22 protein-coding genes and 1 riboswitch are annotated in these 19,767 nt (G+C 29.4%); of the genes, 5 read left to right on the top strand and 17 right to left on the bottom strand.

Annotated features, from left to right (window positions below; genetic code table 11):
* Positions 1–22: 22 nt before the first annotated feature.
* From lepB to sfsA, 6 genes are all read right to left on the bottom strand, one after another.
* Positions 23–538 carry a signal peptidase I gene (gene lepB / locus DR024_RS00495; protein ID WP_049179996.1) on the bottom strand — a complete coding sequence of 172 codons (516 nt, stop codon included), beginning with the start codon at positions 536–538 and terminating at the stop codon, positions 23–25.
* Positions 538–795 (bottom strand): DUF3006 domain-containing protein, encoded by a 258-nt coding sequence (locus DR024_RS00490; RefSeq protein WP_242979719.1) that lies wholly within the window; start codon positions 793–795, stop codon positions 538–540. Before DR024_RS00490 ends, lepB begins: the two co-directional genes overlap by 1 nt.
* A gap of 147 nt (positions 796–942) precedes the next feature.
* Positions 943–2,238 carry a diaminopimelate decarboxylase gene (gene lysA / locus DR024_RS00485; RefSeq protein WP_049179997.1) on the bottom strand — a complete coding sequence of 432 codons (1,296 nt, stop codon included), beginning with the start codon at positions 2,236–2,238 and terminating at the stop codon, positions 943–945.
* A 111-nt stretch (positions 2,239–2,349) separates the two neighbouring features.
* Positions 2,350–2,514: riboswitch (Lysine riboswitch) on the bottom strand.
* Between the two features lie 85 nt (positions 2,515–2,599).
* A complete protein-coding gene (locus DR024_RS00480) occupies positions 2,600–3,271 on the bottom strand; it encodes a beta/alpha barrel domain-containing protein (RefSeq protein ID WP_049179998.1) in 672 nt (223 codons plus the stop codon).
* Between the two features lie 152 nt (positions 3,272–3,423).
* The gene (locus tag DR024_RS00475) at positions 3,424–3,918 is read right to left on the bottom strand and encodes an NAD(+) diphosphatase (protein WP_099329320.1); all 495 of its coding nucleotides are present in this window, start codon (positions 3,916–3,918) and stop codon (positions 3,424–3,426) included.
* A gap of 53 nt (positions 3,919–3,971) precedes the next feature.
* Positions 3,972–4,664, bottom strand: coding sequence for a DNA/RNA nuclease SfsA (gene sfsA, locus DR024_RS00470; RefSeq protein WP_099329319.1), 693 nt, complete (start codon positions 4,662–4,664; stop codon positions 3,972–3,974).
* A 426-nt stretch (positions 4,665–5,090) separates the two neighbouring features.
* Between sfsA and DR024_RS00465 the strand changes: the two genes are divergently transcribed.
* From DR024_RS00465 to DR024_RS00455, 3 genes are read left to right on the top strand one after another with little or no spacing between them, the layout of a single operon-like run.
* On the top strand, positions 5,091–5,414 hold the full coding sequence (locus DR024_RS00465; RefSeq protein WP_027097232.1) for a PadR family transcriptional regulator: 324 nt from the start codon (positions 5,091–5,093) through the stop codon (positions 5,412–5,414).
* Positions 5,407–6,090 carry a DUF1700 domain-containing protein gene (locus tag DR024_RS00460; protein ID WP_099329318.1) on the top strand — a complete coding sequence of 228 codons (684 nt, stop codon included), beginning with the start codon at positions 5,407–5,409 and terminating at the stop codon, positions 6,088–6,090. The genes DR024_RS00465 and DR024_RS00460 overlap by 8 nt, the downstream gene beginning before the upstream one ends.
* Entirely contained in the window at positions 6,090–7,022 is a 933-nt protein-coding gene (locus DR024_RS00455; RefSeq protein ID WP_111917978.1) for a DUF4097 family beta strand repeat-containing protein, read from the top strand. Before DR024_RS00460 ends, DR024_RS00455 begins: the two co-directional genes overlap by 1 nt.
* Positions 7,023–7,052: 30 nt before the next feature.
* Here the strand turns inward: DR024_RS00455 and DR024_RS00450 are convergent, their stop codons facing one another.
* The 3 genes from DR024_RS00450 to msrB all read right to left on the bottom strand — a co-directional run bounded on the left by DR024_RS00450 (position 7,053) and on the right by msrB (position 8,742).
* A complete protein-coding gene (locus DR024_RS00450) occupies positions 7,053–7,472 on the bottom strand; it encodes a hypothetical protein (RefSeq protein WP_111917976.1) in 420 nt (139 codons plus the stop codon).
* 97 nt (positions 7,473–7,569) lie between these two features.
* Positions 7,570–8,253, bottom strand: coding sequence for a peptidoglycan recognition protein family protein (locus DR024_RS00445; protein WP_111917974.1), 684 nt, complete (start codon positions 8,251–8,253; stop codon positions 7,570–7,572).
* 42 nt (positions 8,254–8,295) lie between these two features.
* Positions 8,296–8,742: a peptide-methionine (R)-S-oxide reductase MsrB gene (msrB, locus tag DR024_RS00440; protein WP_111917972.1), complete on the bottom strand. Its 447-nt coding sequence runs from the start codon at positions 8,740–8,742 to the stop codon at positions 8,296–8,298.
* Between the two features lie 89 nt (positions 8,743–8,831).
* On the opposite strand from msrB, the gene lnt reads away from it, so the two are divergent.
* Positions 8,832–10,358: an apolipoprotein N-acyltransferase gene (lnt, locus tag DR024_RS00435; protein WP_111917970.1), complete on the top strand. Its 1,527-nt coding sequence runs from the start codon at positions 8,832–8,834 to the stop codon at positions 10,356–10,358.
* Positions 10,359–10,395: 37 nt separating this feature from the next.
* On the opposite strand, the gene DR024_RS00430 is transcribed toward lnt, so the two are convergent.
* The 8 genes from DR024_RS00430 to DR024_RS00395 all read right to left on the bottom strand — a co-directional run bounded on the left by DR024_RS00430 (position 10,396) and on the right by DR024_RS00395 (position 19,357).
* Positions 10,396–11,301 (bottom strand): N-acetylglucosamine kinase, encoded by a 906-nt coding sequence (locus tag DR024_RS00430; protein WP_111917968.1) that lies wholly within the window; start codon positions 11,299–11,301, stop codon positions 10,396–10,398.
* 9 nt (positions 11,302–11,310) lie between these two features.
* Positions 11,311–12,402, bottom strand: coding sequence for a DUF871 domain-containing protein (locus tag DR024_RS00425; RefSeq protein WP_111917966.1), 1,092 nt, complete (start codon positions 12,400–12,402; stop codon positions 11,311–11,313).
* Positions 12,390–13,649, bottom strand: coding sequence for a PTS sugar transporter subunit IIC (locus DR024_RS00420; RefSeq protein ID WP_111917964.1), 1,260 nt, complete (start codon positions 13,647–13,649; stop codon positions 12,390–12,392). The genes DR024_RS00425 and DR024_RS00420 overlap by 13 nt, the downstream gene beginning before the upstream one ends.
* Complete coding sequence (gene anmK, locus DR024_RS00415; protein WP_027097242.1) at positions 13,650–14,804, bottom strand: anhydro-N-acetylmuramic acid kinase AnmK; 1,155 nt, start codon at positions 14,802–14,804, stop codon at positions 13,650–13,652.
* A 55-nt stretch (positions 14,805–14,859) separates the two neighbouring features.
* Entirely contained in the window at positions 14,860–15,759 is a 900-nt protein-coding gene (gene murQ / locus DR024_RS00410) for an N-acetylmuramic acid 6-phosphate etherase (RefSeq protein ID WP_099328011.1), read from the bottom strand.
* Positions 15,760–15,801: 42 nt separating this feature from the next.
* Positions 15,802–16,836, bottom strand: coding sequence for a MupG family TIM beta-alpha barrel fold protein (locus DR024_RS00405; protein WP_027097244.1), 1,035 nt, complete (start codon positions 16,834–16,836; stop codon positions 15,802–15,804).
* Between the two features lie 12 nt (positions 16,837–16,848).
* Entirely contained in the window at positions 16,849–18,135 is a 1,287-nt protein-coding gene (locus DR024_RS00400; protein WP_027097245.1) for a PTS sugar transporter subunit IIC, read from the bottom strand.
* A 169-nt stretch (positions 18,136–18,304) separates the two neighbouring features.
* The gene (locus tag DR024_RS00395) at positions 18,305–19,357 is read right to left on the bottom strand and encodes a serine hydrolase domain-containing protein (protein WP_111917962.1); all 1,053 of its coding nucleotides are present in this window, start codon (positions 19,355–19,357) and stop codon (positions 18,305–18,307) included.
* Between the two features lie 123 nt (positions 19,358–19,480).
* Here DR024_RS00395 and DR024_RS00390 point away from each other — a divergent pair, with 123 nt between their 5' ends.
* Positions 19,481–19,699, top strand: coding sequence for a hypothetical protein (locus DR024_RS00390; protein ID WP_111917960.1), 219 nt, complete (start codon positions 19,481–19,483; stop codon positions 19,697–19,699).
* Positions 19,700–19,767 lie beyond the last annotated feature (68 nt).

Genomic DNA, 19,767 nt, shown 5'->3' with positions numbered 1-19,767 from the left:
TATATTCACCTCTTTCGTAAAATTACTTTATACTACCAAAATCCTTAAATGGATATACTTTTATTTGTGCCTTAGCTTCTATATATTTTCCATCAATATATGGATTTATCCACTTTCTAGAATCATGAGATATTGGCCTATTATCTCCTAAGAAGAAGTATTTCCCTTCTGGCACTTCAAATTTACCATAAAAGTGATCATTATTTACTACATAATCTTCTTGTAAAACTTCGCCATTTACCGATACTACTCCATCTTCTATATCAATTTTATCTCCTGGAAGACCAATTACTCTTTTAATTAGCATATCATCTAATTCTTCTGACCTAAACACAAGTATATCTCCACGTTTTATGTTATCAAGGTTGTATATCCTACTAACAAATAACTGATCATCAACATTTAAAGTAGGAATCATTGAACCTGATGGTATTTCAACTTTAAATATTAAAAATTGCTTAATTAATAAAGCAATTACAAATGCTAGTAAGATTGGTAATACCCAGTCTTTTATAAAATTACTCTTTTGCTCACTCATTAATCAGCCCACATTCCCTTCATTAAGTTTGAAATTTCTTCTTTTCTTTTTTTAGTTTCTTCTATATCTATACGGAAGTGGCCATCTTTCTTTACTAAACAATCTCCCTCTTTAGCTCCACTTTCTACTAAATACTTCTCTACATTTATTATATCTTCTTCTGGTGTTTCTATTACAAAATAGTCACCCTCTATTCTATCTACTGTAAACACTTCTTTCATCTGTCTATATCTTATCCTTCCTTTCCCCAAATTCATATTTTAAGTATAACATATTAAATGTTTTTTATAACCTCTTTACAATATATTTAATAAAAAATAAATATTTTATTATTGTTATTATACCCAATATTTCGACATAAAAAAAAGGCTATATAAAACTTAATATAACCTTTTAATAATTAGCTAATTTATTTCATTTTTTATTAAGTCTTCATAGCTTTCTCTCTTAGCTACTACCCTTGAATTACCTTCCATTGTCATTACTACTGCAGCTTTTGGAATCTTATTATAATTATTAGACATTGAATATCCATAAGCTCCTGTTGACATGATTGCAAGAATATCTCCAGTTTCACAAACTGGTAACATTGTATCCTTAATTAAGATATCTCCTGATTCACAACACTTTCCAGCTATAGTTACCTTTTCAATACAATCTTCATTCATTTTATTGGCTATGCAACATTCATACTTAGCATCATAAAGAGCTGGTCTAATATTATCAACCATACCTCCATCTACTGAAATATACTTTCTTACCTTAGGTATATCCTTAATTGCTCCAACTTTGTATAAAGTTAACCCTGCATTTCCAACTATTGAACGTCCTGGCTCTATAGTCAAGATTGGCTTCTTAATATTTAGGTTTTTGCATACATAATCAACCTTATTTAAAATAGCCTTACAATATTCTTTTGTTTCTTTAGGTGAATCTGCTTCTGTATAGTATATACCAAATCCTCCACCTAAATCTAACTCATCTATAATATATCCAGTTTCATTTTTTATCTTGTTTATTAAATTAAGCATTACTTCCGCTGCATCTTCAAAAGGTTCTAATTCAAATATTTGAGAACCAATATGACAATGAAGCCCTGATAAATTTATATTCTCTAGGGATATTGCTTTCTTAATAGCAGACATGATAATATCTCCAACTGGTGCAAATCCAAACTTAGAATCTATTTGACCTGTCTTTATATAATCATGTGTGTGTGCTTCTATACCTGGAGTAATTCTTAAATATATATCTTGTACCTTTCCATACTCCTTGGCAAACTTATCAAGATATTCCATTTCATATAAATTATCTACAATAAACCTACCTACGCCTAATTTTACTCCTAATTCTATCTCATCTAGGGTCTTATTGTTTCCATGAAAATATATTCTTTCCATAGGAACCCCTGCTTTATATGCAGTATATAATTCCCCACCAGAGACTACATCAAGACATAATCCCTCTTCTTTTATTAACTTTGCCATTTCTACTGTTAAAAATGCTTTTCCTGCAAAAGCTACCCTATTTCCCTCTTCATCACATTTGAAGTTTTTATAATACTCATTACAGGTATCTCTAAGTAACTTTTCATCCATTACATATAAAGGTGTTCCATATTCTTTTACTAAATTACTTGCCCTAACGCCCCCAATTATTAACTCTTGGTCTCTTACTTCCATGCTTCCAAATAATTTCATACATAAAGCCCCCAATTTTAAAATTAACCTTTTAGAGTAAAAAAAATGTCACAGAATCTTCTGTGACTACTACTAAACAAATCTAAACTTGTTAAAATACATTATGATAATGTACCTTGTAGCTCATCACACTTTGTGACAGTTATATATATATTCTATATATAACCAGAAAAAGCATCTGCAAATACTATTTCTTCGGCCTAACACCTTTCATTAATCTTCTTCATCTGCCGACTCTGATTAACTACTATTTGCTTTGGCACCTCTACCCTAGGCATATTCCTACTATATTATTTTACTCAAGGTTTAAACTTATGATACCATATTTTTCACTTATTTCAATATTTTTATCCGCATTCTTCTAAAATTCTCTATACTTATCCATTAATTCACTCATTACCTCTGCTGTAGTTGGTGGAGTATATGTTATAGCATTTGCTCCTGCTAATATTGTCTCTTTAATACTTTCCCTTGTTGGACCACCTGTAGCTATAACAGGGAACTCTGGGAACTGCTCTTTTATCTTTCTTACTATCTTAGGAGTATTCTTTCCTCCTGATACATTCAAAATTGTAGCTCCTGATTCAATTCTTTCAGCTATATTTTCATATTCAGATACTATTGTAACAACTACAGGTATATCTATAGTTGCTCTTACTTTCCTAACTACTTCATTTGATGTAGGAGAATTTACAACTACACCCATTGCACCTTTAAACTCTGCATCCATAGCAAGATTTACAACTCTTTTCCCTTGAGTTATTCCTCCTCCTACTCCACAAAATACAGGTACATCAGCTGCCATTATTAGCGCTTCCGTAATAAGAGGCTGTGGGGTAAATGGATAAACTGCGATAATAGCATCTGCATTTGTATTTCTTATAATTGCTACATCTGTAGTAAATAATAATGATTTAATTCTCTTGCCAAATATTTTTATTCCTCCACAATTTCTGATTTCAGGTGGAACTTCAACCACATGATTTCTTAAAGTCCCCTTAATTTCAGGAAGGAATTTGCTTTCTTTCTCCATTCCCTACACTCCCTTTTAATTATTATGTTATTTCCTAAATATATTATAAGATATTAATTGAGTATTTTTATAAAAAATATATTAATTTTATAAATAAAAATTATACTCTTATACTACTTTACCCAAAAAGAGATCCTAGCTAGACTAAGATCTTATCTTTTTAAAATATCTAGTACTTTTTTAATAACCTTTTTTCCTATTACATCTTCACTCATTAATTCTAAAGACTTATTGAGTTTTTCCCAAGAAACAGCTTCAACTTCATCAGATTTGATTATATGTCCATCCTTATAAAAGGCCATAAATGTAAGCATCAACAATTCCTTACCTTCTACATATTCCGTTCCTAAGAATCTAACATTATCAATTTTTATTCCAGTTTCCTCTAAAACTTCTCTATGAACTGTATCCTCTGCCTTTTCATCTATACCTATATACCCTGAAATAAGAACTCTAGAATTCTTATAAATATAACTTTGCTTTAATAATAAAACTTCATCATCTTTAATTACAGCCACCATAATGCAAGGTTTAGGCACATCAAAGAATAACAAATCATCCTTTACACAATAGGGTACTCCACCTTCATCCCAACTATATTTTTCTTCTAACTTAGCTCCACACTTAGGACAATAAATAAATTTCATAGCTTACCCCCAAATACAATTATACTATTAACTATATCATAGAGAATTTTCTATCACAATATAATATCTAAAGGCTTATATAAAGTAATACCATCCTCTGTAACCCTACAAGAATAAGCAAAAATATCCACACCATTTTCATTAGCTAATCTTAAAGCTTCTGCAAACTTAGGATCTGTTTCATCATTAGGAGTAAAGGATATTACATCTTCAATTTGTATTAAAAATAATACCCCAGCCCCTCTGCCACTTTTCTTAACTTCTATTAACTCAAGTAAATGTTTTCTTCCCCTATCAGTTGGTGCATCAGGAAATCTGCATCTTCTTTCTTCTTCTAAAGTTACACCCTTTACTTCTAAATAATATTCTTCTCCATCATCATTAGATAATTTAAAATCGAACCTACTATCTCCAAAAGTTTTCTCACTTAATATATTATTATATTTTTTTAACTTTTCCACAGCTCCTAATTCTAATGCTTCTTTTACCACCTTATTAGGAATTTGTGAATCAATACTTATTAACTTATCTCCCTTAATTGCAGCTATTAAATCATACTTAGTCTTTCTATTTGGATTTAACTCCTCCCTTAGATAAACTGTACATCCAGGAATCAATATTTCTCTGCATCTTCCTGTATTAGGAACATGAACTACAATTTCTTCCCCATCAATTAATACAGATGCATTAAATCTATTAGGTCTTTTTATAAAGCTTGCTTTTATAATTTTCTTATTATATTTCATTTTTCCACCTCATTATCCACATTATCCACAGATTTAATCCACAGTTTTGTGGATTTTGTGTATAGTTATCAACAAAAATTACTATCTATATGTAACAAATTCTAACTGATAATAATTTTTTATGCAATATTCTCTATATTGTTGTAGAAATATATCTTATTCATATATATTGTGTCCACACTTATATTAATCTTAATCCCCAATTAAAATAATTTATCCACATTTTTGTTCACTTTATCCACACTATAAACAAAACCTTGTATTTATCAGCCTTCTCACTGTTAATAACTTATAATAGTTATACACATCCACTTTTTAATAAAAAATTAAGAAATCTTAACTTTATATTAAACATCATTCACTATCTTGTATTGTATAATACCAAATCATATAATATAGTTATAAAATAACATAGGAGGCTTGGTAATGAACATACAGTTAAAGAAAGGAATCTTAGAACTATGCGTCTTATCAGTACTTTCTAAAAAAGATTGCTATGGATATGAACTAGTAAATGAAATATCAAAGCATATTTCTATATCTGATGGAACTATATACCCTATTCTTAGAAGATTAACCAACGAGGGCTACTTCACAACATATTTACAGGAATCTCAAGAAGGACCACCTAGAAAATACTATCGACTTACAGAGTCTGGATATAAAATAAAAAATGAGCTAGAAAGAGAATGGTTAGACTTTCAAAACTCAGTAAACAATATTTTATTAGGAGGCTTAGAATATGAATAAAATGGAATTTTTTAAAATTCTTGAAGAAGGTTTAATAGATTTTCCTGCTCATGAATTACAAGAAATTTTATATGACTATAAAGAACACTTTTCCAATGCACAATCTGATGGAAAAACAGAAGAAGAAATAATAGAGGAACTTGGTGACCCCTATACTATAGTAAATCAATATAGAAGTAACTATATGCAAGTTTCTGCCACTAATACAGAATACGAAGATACTTATGAAGAAAAAGAACCTATCAACGAAACATACACTAATTACAGTGATGATTCCAATGAAAAATACTCTAATAATACTAATAACTCATCTAATTCTTTAATTAATACAATTCTAAAGATTTGTATGGTTATTGGTTTGTTAATATTGTTTTTCCCTATTGGAGTAGCAGGGTTAGCAACTGTATTTGGACTGGGAATAGGTTTATTAGCAATACCTTTTGCCTTTAGTATCTCAGGAATACTTATGCTTTTAGGAAAATTCGGTTTTACCATTTTAGGATTTGGAGTACCTGCATTCTTTGCTGACTTTCCTACTTCCGTGACTCTCTTAATTACTATAGGTTCAGTTTCAGCTACTTTAATATGCTTCATTCTGTTAATTTATCTTATAAAATTTATAATTTTAATAATTAAAAAGCTTATAAATAAATTATCAAATAAGGAGGGTATATAATGAAAAGCTTTATGTCTAGAAAAATGAAAATTTTTCTCTCTGTTCTTGCTATAATAAGTCTTACTTCTTATATATCTGCAGCTATTGTTCTTTATAATAGTGATTTTAAGTTATCTAATTATATAAATAAATGGAATGATGATTTTAATTTTAACTGGCACAATTATAAAAATATAGGCTCTTTAGAAAAAGAACTTTCCTCGGATATTAAAACAATAGATATTACAACTTCATCAGTTGATGTAAAAATACAATTTTATGATGGAAATGTTATAAAAATAGATGGTACTTCCTATACCTTAGGGGATATTACTATCTCAAATATAGTTAGTGATATCTCTTCGTTAAATAATACATTTACAGTAAATTTGAATACTAACGGATACAATGATATTAATATAAATATTTATGTTCCTTTAACTTACAAAAATAATATTAAGATCAATTCTATAAGTGGTGACTGTGAAATTACTGGTGGAGATCTTGAAAATATTATCATTAATTCTAATAGCGGAGAAATTCAACTAAAAAACCTAACTTCAAAAACATTAAAACTTCAAACTACTAGTAATGATATAGATTTATCTGATATAAAATCACTTGATTCAACCTTAAACACCTCAACTGGTGATATTAAAGTTTCAGTTTCTTCACTAGGAGAGCTTTCTTCTTCTACATCTTCTGGAGAAACCGAGTTATATCTTAACAACTTAGGAGACAAATCTACAATATCCTCTACATCAGGAGACATAGATTTATTTATAAATGAATCTATTGGTTATGCTTTAGTATTTAGCACTTCATCAGGTAATATTGATAGTGATAGATTAACACCTAACTTTTTAAATAATAATAACTACTCTGTAACTAATGGTGATGGTAGTAAGAAGGTAGAGGTAAAAACCACAAGTGGTGAACTCTATGTAAGGTAAAAGACTCTGAATTAACAGAGTCTTTTATTTTTATTCTTTATATTTTTTCAATTTTAAATCTCTTCTTATATTATAAATATCTTCTTTGGTAAGTTGTCTATATTTTGTTGCCCATAATAATTCATCCTTCTTTACAAAGACTAATTGTCCATCTTTCTCCTTAGATATATCTCTGCACCAATATTCTAATGAATATCTACAACTACACTCAATTATTATACCGTTCTTTTTATTTTTTCCTATCTTGATATCAAAACATTGTCTTCTTTTTAAATAATTAAAAAATTCTATAGGGGTATCAGCTAACTTTTCTTCACTTATAAATTCATCTAGAAAAATACAATTAGATGTATCTGAAAATGCTCCAAGTTTTATTATATCTATATTATTTGAGAATAAATACTCTTTACAATAGGAATATAAATATAAAGTATATAAATCTAGCTGCATAAATACACCACCCAAAAGATAATTATATTTTAATTATACAATATTTTCCTTAGGCGTTCTATAAAATTGTCTTTATTTTCTAATTTTTCTGAAAATTCTATTTTTCTCCTAATCTTATAAGTTCATCAGCTACTTTTTCTTGTATTTCCTTTATATTAAAGTTCTTTCCAGGACATAGTGTATTATAAACATCCTTATGCCTCTCAGATTCTTCAATGTTATATTTTATTATCATATCTGCTGAGAGCTTTACTAATGAATTCATTTGTTTATATGTAATTAATTCCTCTTCAAAATTTCCTTCTAAACATATACCTATACTATCTCTGTTTCTCCCTTTAGCATGAGCACCTATCATTTCTTCTTTTCTACCTCTATATATTGTTCCATCTTTTCTAATATAGAAATGATATCCTATACCACTCCATCCCCTTTGTAAGTGCATATCATGTATTTGTTCTGGAGACAAATTAGAGGATGCTGAATGATGATAAATAATATATTTGGGTTTATTTCCTAGTTCAATCCCATCTCCCCAGTTGTAATCTATATTTTGTATATTTAGTTCCTTCTCATAGTCTTTCCTTAAGTCCCTTAAGTCCTCTAATACATATCTACCTTTTCCAATATTATATAAATAATCAACTTTATTTTTAGAATGTCCATAAATTATAATACCTAAAATAGATATTATTAACAGAAGCGAAACTATATAAGTTCTTTTTCTTCTCCTTTTCATTATCCTTTGATAATCTATTCTCTTTATTTCTAGCTGTTCCATAATCGCTCCTCCATTCTTATGTAAAATTATACCATATATATTTTACAACAAATGTAGATATTCTTCATATCCTTTCTTTTTCATTTCTTCTTTAGGTATAAACTTTAAAGCTGCAGAATTAATACAATATCTTAGTCCACCTAACTCTTCAGGACCATCACAAAATACATGTCCTAAATGTGCATCTCCAGTTTTACTTCTAACCTCTGTTCTAACCATTCCATGACTTCTATCTACTTTTTCATTAATTAGCTTTCTATCTATAGGTTTTGAAAACGCAGGCCATCCACACCCTGAATTAAATTTATCAGTAGAAATAAATAGTGGCTCTCCTGTAGTTATATCCACATATATCCCCTCTTCATAATTATCATTGTATCTATTTCTAAAGGGATATTCAGTACCATTCTCTTGAGTCACCCTATACTCTTCATCTGATAAAACCTTTTTAAGTTCTTCCTTATTCTTTTTTCTATATCTATTAGTCATTATTTCTCCTCCTTACCTTTTCTCTAATTTATTATCTGTTTTTATGAATTTTTTATTATATTACACAAAAACTATAGTGGGTGATTTTTATGTATATGTTTATTTATTCTTCTATTTCAGCTATTTTGACTGCTTTACCTTTTTATTTTGAAAATTTGTGGCCTATTACTTTTATTAGCCTTACTCCATTTTTATACTACTTAATAAAAAATAAGCTCTCTAAGTTAAATGCTTTCTTGTATGGTTTTACATATGGCTTTATCTTTTATTTATTAGGAGTTCATTGGCTATGGTCTCTATACCCACTGACTAACTTTGGATTTAATAAATTATCAAGTTTTCTTATTATCCTTGGTTGTTGGTTATTTATAAGTATATATGAAGGAGCTTTGTTTTCTCTAATAAGCTTTTTATTAAATATATTAAATTTAGGTTTAATTCAAAAAGCTATTTACATAGCAAGCTTATGGATTTTTTTAGAGTGGTTTCAAGGTTTAGGCCCATTAGGGTTCTCTTGGTTTCCTCTTTCTCTCCCTCTAACTAACTGTCCATTCCTTATACAGATAGCATCCGTATTTGGAAGCCTATTTATTTCCTTTTTTATAGTTTTTATAAACTGTATTTTTTCAATAATTATACTTAATAAAAATAGTAGAAAAAAATCTTTCGTAATATTATGTATATCGCTAGTTCTTATCACCATAGGTAACTATATATGTTTAAATATAGGAAATAATAAATATAGCACTATTGACTATTCTATTATTCAAGGTAATATATCTTCTTATAATAAAATTGAAGAAAACTTTGTTAAAGAAAACTTAGATACATACATATCTTTAACTAATGAATCTTTTGAAGATAATCCTAACATTGATTTAGTTATATGGCCAGAAACAGCTGTACCAATATATTTGAATAAAAATGAGGATGTATATAATTTATATAAAGAAATTGCAATAAAAAATAAATCTAATTTACTCGTAGGAGCTTTTACATTTTCTGATTTTAAAAAGTATAATGCTTTATATTGTTTTAATCCTGATGGAAATATTTCAGGCATATATAGAAAAGGACACTTAGTCCCTTTAGGGGAATTTATTCCTTTCTCAAATATGATATTTAAAACCTTTCCTAAATTAAAAGAATTAAAGGCTTTTTCAGATAACTTACAGGGAGATGAAAGCACTCCTACAATAAAAACTAGTTTCGGAACAATAGGACCATTTATTTGTTTCGAATCCATTTTTTCTGATATACCTAAAAGCGAAATAAAAAAGGGAGCTCAAATATTATGTGTAGCCACCAATGATTCATGGTTTAAAGAATCAAAACAACTTGAACAACATCTTAGACATTCTGTATTACGTGCAATCGAATTTAATAGATATATACTTACTTCTGCAAATACAGGAATATCTGCAGTTATAGATAATAAAGGTAGGATATTAAATACAGTTCCACAATCTACTTTGGGATATATCACTGGAACCGCAAACTTAATTGATAACAGAACACTATATTCTTATTGGGGGAACATACCTATACTAACTTTCTGTATTTTTATAATATCTTTTCAATTCTTAAAAAGTAAAAATCTATACAAAAAGTGTTGAGCCATTTTCATAGCTCAACACTTTTCTTAAATTTATTTTATTTTTCTTCTATCCCATAAAGATACGCTCCATACTCTGGAGTATATAAAGGAGTTTTTAATCTCCCCTTTTTATTCATATATTTCATAATTGGTGTCTTTATTAGCTCTTCTGACTTAAATACACCACCAATATAGGAAACAGGTACATTATCTTCCTTAAAGTCAATCAAAAGTAAATTAATTAATTCAGCAATTTCTTTTCCTGCATCATTAAATATTGAAATAGCCACTTCATCATTTTTTTCTGCTGCCTTTGAACAAGTTAATGAAAACTTAGCAATCTCTTCTCTCTTGAATTTAAGCTTCTCATTAACATAAGAAATTAACTCATAAGGATCACCAAAGCCACATTCCTTCATAACTATATTATATAGTTCTCCTTTAGGTAGTCTTCCATCAACTTCTTTTGAAAAAGCATTTAATGTTTTATTACCTATCCAATAAGCACTACCTTCATCACCTATACTAAAGCCCCAGCCACCTGATCTTTTAGTCTTGCCTTTATTAATAGAGAATGCGATAGATCCAGTCCCTGCTATTACTACTATTCCATCCTTCCCACCTAGAGCACCCTTCATTGCAATTTCAACATCATTATGTAATAAGTACTTAATACCATTGCATGCTTTTTCTACTGAACTTTCTATATTTGCTCTTATTTCAGGGTTTTTACCATAGCCTGCTAATCCAAAAGAAACTATTAAATCCTCCTTTTCAATCTCTACTGGAGAATTTTCTAATATATTATTAATTCCTTCCTTAATAACACTATATAATCCTTCATATCCAACCTGCATAAAGTGGCAAGTACCTAAAATCACCTTATATAGTACATCTCCTTCATGGTTAAATAATGAAAATAATGTTTTTGTACCGCCTGCATCTACTCCAATATAGTACATATTTACCTCCTATACACTCTGAAAGCTAAACTTTTGCCATGGCTTTATTTCTTTCAAAATAAATACCTCATCTTCTATAATATGACCAACTACATTACTCCTACCACTATTCTCCATTTCATTTAATACTATCTGTAATTCTCCGGCATAGTGTCCATATTCACTACTTTCAATTATTATATCTCCTGGCTTTAAAATATCTGGAGTATTAAACTTTCTAAACTCATGATTCTTATACTTAACTCTACTTTGAGTGGAACGTATCATATTGTCACTCTTATCTCCCCTATTAAAATGTAATTCATCTAAAATTATCTTTTTTTCTATTTCCGGAAGATTATCAACCAAATTTACGTTAAAAGTAACCATATCCCTACGTATTTTTGACAATTCATTTATTTCCTCTTTCGTTGGATAACAATTAGAAATTACTATATCATCAATACAACCTAAAGCAATTAAATGCTTAGCTTGTACCTGAATTGGTAAAGTTCTATGAATCTCTAAAGTAGGTAATCCATCTGTTACAGGCCAAGGCCCAAAAGCCTCATTACTTTGTGAAGTAATGAATGCTGCTGTTCTTAACCCATACTTTTTAAATCTAGCTGTGCAATCTAAAAAATGTTGTAAGTTTAATCCACTATACCTATGAGGATAAAAATTATGACAAGCAATTAAATTATACTTATTAGGCATATAGTCCATTATAGTATCAATATAATTTGTATTGTTACTCATATTTATCTCAATCTTCAACCCTTGAGGATTGAAAGTCATAATTGATTCTTCACTTCCACTATAACCTGCATCTAAACGTACTCCATCTGCTCCTATTTCTTTAAAAAAGGTTAAATCATTATAACTAATCCCTAACTTTGTAAACACCTTTGGACTTACATCTACTATTATTTCAAATCCTTTCTTTGAGGCATATTCATTTATACTTTTAAAAGTTTTTTTAATATTTTCTTTATCTTCTTCTGCTGAAAGAAGACATGAAAAAATTCTGCTAAAGCCTGCTTCATGTGCTTCATCTATATATTTTAATATTCTTTCTTTAGTAGACTTCTCTGGATAAATCGAAATTCCTAACTTACGCATGTTTTATTCTCCTCGTAAAATATTCTATTATCATATAATTTAAAAAATGGATAATATACAATTACTGATATTATTATTTGTATAGCACATAAAATAATAGCTGATATATCTCCACCTGTAGATACGAAAGCCCCTATTGGAGCTGGAAGTACCCACGGTACTAATATAAATGGAGCATTTACTAATCCACTATTCATAGCAAACCAAGCTACTGTTCCAGATATAAGTGGTGCTATTAAAAATGGTATCATCATATTCTTATTACATGATATAGGTGTACCAAATATTACTCCCTCATTTATATTAAACAAGGATGATATAAATGTACTCTTTCCGATTTCTTTAAGATGATTACTCTTAGATAGGTATCTCATCAAAAGTACAAGTCCTATAGTACATCCAGAGCCCCCCACCCATATAAACCATTGATAAAATATTTCATTAGCTATATAAGGACAAGTAAATCCATTTATTTGGGCAAAGGCATTTAAGAATATCATTTGAAACCAAAAAGGCCTAATTAATGTGCCTATTACAGCTACTCCATGTATACCTAGAATCCAAAACAAACAAGTAATTACTACTATTAATACCATACCAAAATATGATCCTATAAAATTCATTACTACAGTTAATATATTACTTATAGGTGTAATCCAATTAAAGGATAATAAATTCGCAAATATAGTTATTATTATAACTACTAGAAAAATAGAAATCATTCCATCTAAGTATTCTATAGCAGCTACGGGAACTTCTTTAAAACTTAATTTCTTTAGACTTATCTTAGAAAACAATCTATACAATTCTACAGATATAATTGAAATTATAATGGTAGGAAAATATGATAAAAATAAATATTCATATATATTCATATATATTTCCCCAAAATTAATATATTGAATAAACAAAATTAAAGTGGTAGAAAAAATGGATATAAATCCAACTTTTTTCCCATCAAGTCCATAAGAAATACTTAATTCCGATCCTATTCCATATGAAATATAGATAAATAATATAGCATTGAAAAGAAAATATGGAAGCACTAAAGCTACCTTATTATCTTGTATAAAACCACTATTAAATCTCATTCCTAAAGAAGCAATTAATAAAAATGTACCTAATACTGTTAATAATGGCATTGCGCCTATTATTGCCATCTTTATAGCCTTTAAATGTCTTTGCCCAGATAAAAACATTATGGGTGTTGATAGTTTCTCGTTTAACTTTTCTGCTAATTCATTCATTTAATTTCCTCCTACAAAAGGACAGTCACATATAGATCCCAGTACAACCTTTTCCCTTGCTCCTGTAGCACTTGGTACATTAGAAAAACTTCTATGTATTGTTTCATTTCCTAATATAATAAAAGCAATGGCCTCTTTTGCATCACTTGAATATCCTTCTTCCTCTTGAGTTACCACTTGAATTTCTGGTAATAATTCTCTTAAATATCTTAGTAATGTATAGTTATGTGCACCGCCGCCACCTATAATAACTTTATTAATAACATGCTTTTTTAAGATAAAATTCTTATAATTTTCTGCTATAGATTTCGCTGTAAACATAGTTACCGTCGAAACAATATCTTCCTTTTTAATAGAATTAAATTTCTTAAGTAACTTTTCTACATATTGTTCTCCAAACTCTTCCCTACCTGTTGTTTTAGGTGGAATAGCACTTATATAAGGATTAGACATCATAAACTCCAGCATCTCTTCATTTACACTACCTATAGCTGAAGTTTCTCCATTTAAATCATATCTTTTATTGAATAGTCTAAGCATTACCTCATCAATAATCATATTACCTGGTCCAGTATCAAAGGCGTAAATTTCATCAACTCCTACATTCTTAGGAATCACTGTTACATTACCTATTCCTCCTATGTTTTGAAGAAGCACCCCTTCTCCCTTGCTTCCATAAAGTATATACTCACTAAATGGTACGAGTGGAGCTCCCTCCCCTCCAGCTGCCATATCCATAACTCTAAAGTTTGAAATTACTTTTTTTCCGGTTTCATAGGCTATGATAGCGCTTTCCCCTATCTGTAAAGTAGACGGAATCACATCCTTACCTTTCCTTGGAACATGATAAATAGTCTGTCCATGACTAGCTATAAAATCCAATTTTGATATATCAAAGTTACTTTCTTCACATATCTTCTTAACACAGTCCGCAAATAAATATCCCAATTTAAAATTTAAGCTACATATTAATCTCACATTAGAATACTCTAAACTACATGCCATTTTTATTTCTTTTTTTATATCATCTGGAATTACATAAGTATTAAATCCTATCATCTCTATTCTTGTATCTAAACCACTTCCATTTACTTTTACTAGAGCAGCATCTACGCCATCTAAGGAAGTACCTGACATTAAGCCTACAGCATACATATACTTTACCTCCTATTCGAAAAAAGACTGTATAAAAATACAGTCTTTTTAATTATTAATTATTTATAGCCTTCTTAACAAAGCCTTTACTTGCATTTAATCTCTTAACTGCCTCTTCTTTGCTACAATCTAATAACACCATTATTATAGCTACCTTACATTCTCTATCTGACTCCTCAAATTTAATGCTTGCTGTTTCATAGGTACACCCTGTAGCCTCCATTATAATTCTTTTAGACCTTTCAATAAGCTTTAAATTTGTAGCTTTCATATCTACCATTAGGTTTTGATATGTTTTTCCTATACCTACCATACTAGCTGTAGAAAGCATATTCAATACTAACTTTTGAGCTGTTCCTGCCTTTAATCTTGTGGACCCAGTTATTACTTCCGGCCCAACTTCAACTTCAATAGCAATATCAGCAATTTTTCCTACTTCACTATTAGGGTTACAACTTAAGCTTACAGTAAATGCTCCAATTTCCTTTGCTTTTTCTAATGCACCTATAGTATGAGGAGTTCTGCCACTAGCAGCTATTCCAACTACTACATCATTGCTTTTAACCCCCGCATCTACTATATCTTTTGCTCCTTGTTCCTTTTCGTCTTCAGCACCCTCTTTGGCCTTAACAAAAGCACTTGGACCTCCTGCTATTAATCCAATTACCTCAGTGGTAGTCCCAAATGTAGGAGGACATTCTACTGCATCAAGCACTCCTAAACGTCCACTTGTACCAGACCCTATATATATTAACCTTCCATTATTATTTAATGCCTCTATAATATGTTTCACAGCTTCTTCTATTTCAGGAAGTGCTTTTTTAACGCTCTCGGCAACTGTAGAGTCCTCTTCATTCATTACTTTTAAAAAGCTACAAATGCTCATTTCGTCGAGTCCCATAGTTTTCTGATTTCTTTTTTCTGTGATTAAATGAGTGATTTTTACTTCTGACATTGGGAACCTCCTTAGTTTTCTATTCTCTTATATATTTATGCTCTAAATTCTAACGAATCTAATTTTTGTCTTGTAATCCAAATATTCTAGTAAATCTACATATTCAGGATGTATAAAACCAATAATATTAACTCTGGCATCAGCTTCAAAATCTTTTTTAAGTAATTGAATCTCTCCACAATATCTACCTATAAGCTCATTATCTATAGTTATAGAGCCTCTTCTACGGAATCCATTATTATATGGTCTGATTCCAGATGTTCTTGGTGTAATTAAACGTAAAACTGATTCCGAGAAATCTTTACGACAAGTATATTCTTCTTTATATAAATACTCATACTCTTTTTCAAAATGAGCTTTTATAGTTATTACTTTATCTTCTATATATCTATTTATATATTCTAATGTTTCTATCTTAGCTTTACTGTCTCCTATTAATACATCATCTACTCCACAGTTCTTGATTAATTCTACAGCAGCAACGTATGGATGAACTTGACGATGTCTTTCTACAGTAGGCAACCCTTCATATAATGGAAAACGCTTTAAATCATCTCCTGGTACAAAAGCTTGTACTTTTAAACCATATTCCTTAAATACCCTATTCTTCTCTTTAAAATAATCTAATCCAAGTCCTGTATTATTTCTAGGATAAAAATTATGAGTTAGGGAAATATTTGTAAAATCTACTTGAGCTTCTTTTGCCTCTTTTAAATATTCTTCATTAACAACACTTGCATTTAGCATTAATTTAAAATTTTTTGATAGCTCCTTTATAGTATCAAAGTCATCAAATCCATAATCTAGTCTTAATGCCTTAAATCCTAACTCTTTTAATTTCTTATAATCCTTAGGTGGAACATTCAACTTTTCAAAAGTTACTGGAGATACATCGGGAACTATTTCTAAATCTAGACTTCTACAAGTTTCTAAAAATATTGGCATCTTTTTATCTAATTCCGAATAATCTTCCTCTGGAATATGAAGTGATGTAAAAATGTATTTTGCACCTATCTTTGCTGCTTTTTCAAGATAATCATAATCTAAATCTTGAAAGTAAACTGAGATTCCTAACATATTCTCCTCCTACTATTTACCATCTATTGGTAATAATTCATCCTTTAAATCATTCTTTTCCATAGCTTTTACGAATGGCCAGAATACAACTGCTAATATAACCCATGTTGCTATAACAAAAAGTGCTGCTGCAAAACTACCATTAGTAGATAAGAATGCTTTTATTGGGGCTGGTGTTATCCATGGTACTGTTAAGACTGGTACTGGTAAAATACCTGTTGATACTAACACAACTGCTACAACTGCAATTACCATATAACTTAAAACAAATGGAATCATCATTAATGGATTCATAACTATTGGTAATCCAAAGATTAATGGTTCCCCAATATTAAATAAAGCCGCTGGTAATGATAATACTCCTAATGCTTTAATACGTTTTGACTTAGAGAAACACATAATAGCTGATAAAGGTGCTAGCCCTATCCAAATATAGTTGTCATAAAATACACCACTAAATAAATGTGGTAATGATTCACCAGCAGCCATAGCAGCTTGGTTAGCAACATTCATTTGAGTCCAAATTGGTGATGCAACAGAACCTACTACGTTACCTCCATGTATACCAACTGACCAAAGTATACGATTTAAGAAGCTGGATGTCATTACTGTAGCTACACTATCACCTGCGCTTACTAGCGGTTGGAATGCATTCATAATGATTTGTGGTAAATTAATATTAAGTACAACTCTAATTACCCACCAGAAAGTAACTATTAATAGTGATGGTATTAAAGCTACAAAAGCTTGTGCAACCATTGGAGGAACTCCTTCTGGCATCTTTATAACTAACTTTTTACGCACAAAGAAACGATATAATTCTGCAGTAACAATTGCAATTATAAGTGCTGCAAATACTCCCTTAGGCCCTAAGAAATCTGTAGGAACCCCTGCAAAAGTTCCTGGATCTTTACCTTCAATAAAAGTTTTTACAGTTTGAGCTGGAACTATTAAAAAGAAACATGCAACTGAAAGAATTACTGGTCCTAAAATATCATTGTTTTCACCATTTTTATTGTAATACTCTATAGTTGCGAAAGCAGCTGATATTACTACAAATAAACCTATGAATGATGTACCAACTCCTGATGCTGCTGCAAACTTAGCTGAAAAAGTTCCAATAAAATCTTTATATCCTTGTACAGGGAATGATGCAAGTAATAAGAATAATGACCCAACAATTAGTAATCCTGTAAAAGTAATAAAAGTTCTTTGAATAATTTGAACATATCTCATTTGAGAAAATTTTATTAGTGGTGGTGCTATCTTTTCCTCAATGAATCTTGTTAATTTTTCCATGTATATTACCTCTCTCTCTTTATATTTGTAATCTATTACAATAATAAGTCTATCACACTAAAAATATTATTTCAATATTTTTTTATATTTTTTGAAATAATATTTTATAAACACTAAAAATTAAGGAGGAAGTCTCAATAAAACTTCCTCCTTTAACAATGTTTTTATATTAGCTAAATAATATTTTCATTATCTTTTCATGTATTTTCTTACGCTCTTCAATTATCTTAATATTTTCTCTTGTAGGATGCACCCTATTACTAAGTACTATTATTGAAATTTTATTTCCTTTATCAATCAACAATGATGTTCCTGTAAACCCAGTATGAAAGATAGATTCACTAGAGTTCATTGTACTAAATGGACTCCTTACATCAAAAGTAAGATAACCTAATCCTCTATTAATTTCTCCAATAGGAGTTTGTCTCTTAAATAATGATTCTACTGATTTCTCACTTAAAATTCTTTTTTTATTATATTCGCCTCCATTCAAAATCATCCTTGCAAACTTACTCATATCATCTATATCTGAAAAGATTCCTGCATGACCTGAAACTCCCCCCATTAAATAAGCCTTCCTATCGTGAACCTCTCCCCTTAATATCTTACGAAAATGTGGAGAATTTTCTGTTGGTGCACATCTATCAACTAATTTACTATCTGGTAGATAAGAAGTATCATCCATATTTAATGGGGTAAATATAAATTCCTTGGATACTATATCCAGAGGCTTCCCTACTATCTCTTCAATTATGAATCCAAGCAATATAAATCCTATATCCGAATATAAAACTTTTGTGTTTTTTTCATATATTGAATCACAATAATATATTTTCCTTCTTATTGTCTCTTTATCTGCACTTAAATCTAATTTTATATCAGCTGGTAATCCACTAGTATGAGTCAATAAATCAAAAATATTTATATTTTTATTTTTAAATTCTGGAATTACATCTTTTACAAGAGTATCTAACTTTAATTTTCCAATATCTATCAGTTTCATAGTCAATGTCGTAGTAACTAATACTTTTGTTAAAGACGCTATGTCGTAAATAGTATCAATACCATTTAATTCCTCTTTCGGTAAAATTGATTTTTTCCCTACCGAAAATAAATATTCATCATCGTCTAATAAGATAGCAACATTTGCTCCGGGAAATACTCCTCTAGAGCAACAATCCTCAATAATAAATTTAATCTCTCTTTTTTGATCTTCTCTCATTTAAATACCCCTCTTGAAATTTTATTTTACTTACATTATCTTTATATTGATATTTTATGTCAAGGTTGGTAAACTATATTTATAACTAAGAATATTAATATTAAAAAGAGAGGATGATTATAAATGATAGTTGTAAACAGTGCAATAATGCAAGATAAGCTAAAAAAATTAATTGAATCTATTGATTCTCCAAAATTTACTTTTATAAAAAAAGAAGGTATAAAACTTTGTTTTTCATGCGATTTTGAAGATGATGAAGCTGCTATAGCAGTAGCAAAAAAAGCTATTAAATCAGATCCTATAGCTTCAACCCTACTAATCTCAGTAAAATCAGAAGCTTAATTTTATATTATATATAATAAAAATCCAAAAGAATTCATTTATATAAATAAATTCTTTTGGATTTTTTA

Source organism: Clostridium paraputrificum, assembly GCF_900447045.1.
GTDB lineage: Bacteria > Bacillota > Clostridia > Clostridiales > Clostridiaceae > Clostridium > Clostridium paraputrificum.
The sequence above is the reverse complement of the archived record's forward strand: the minus strand, read 5'-3'. Positions and strand labels throughout refer to the sequence as shown.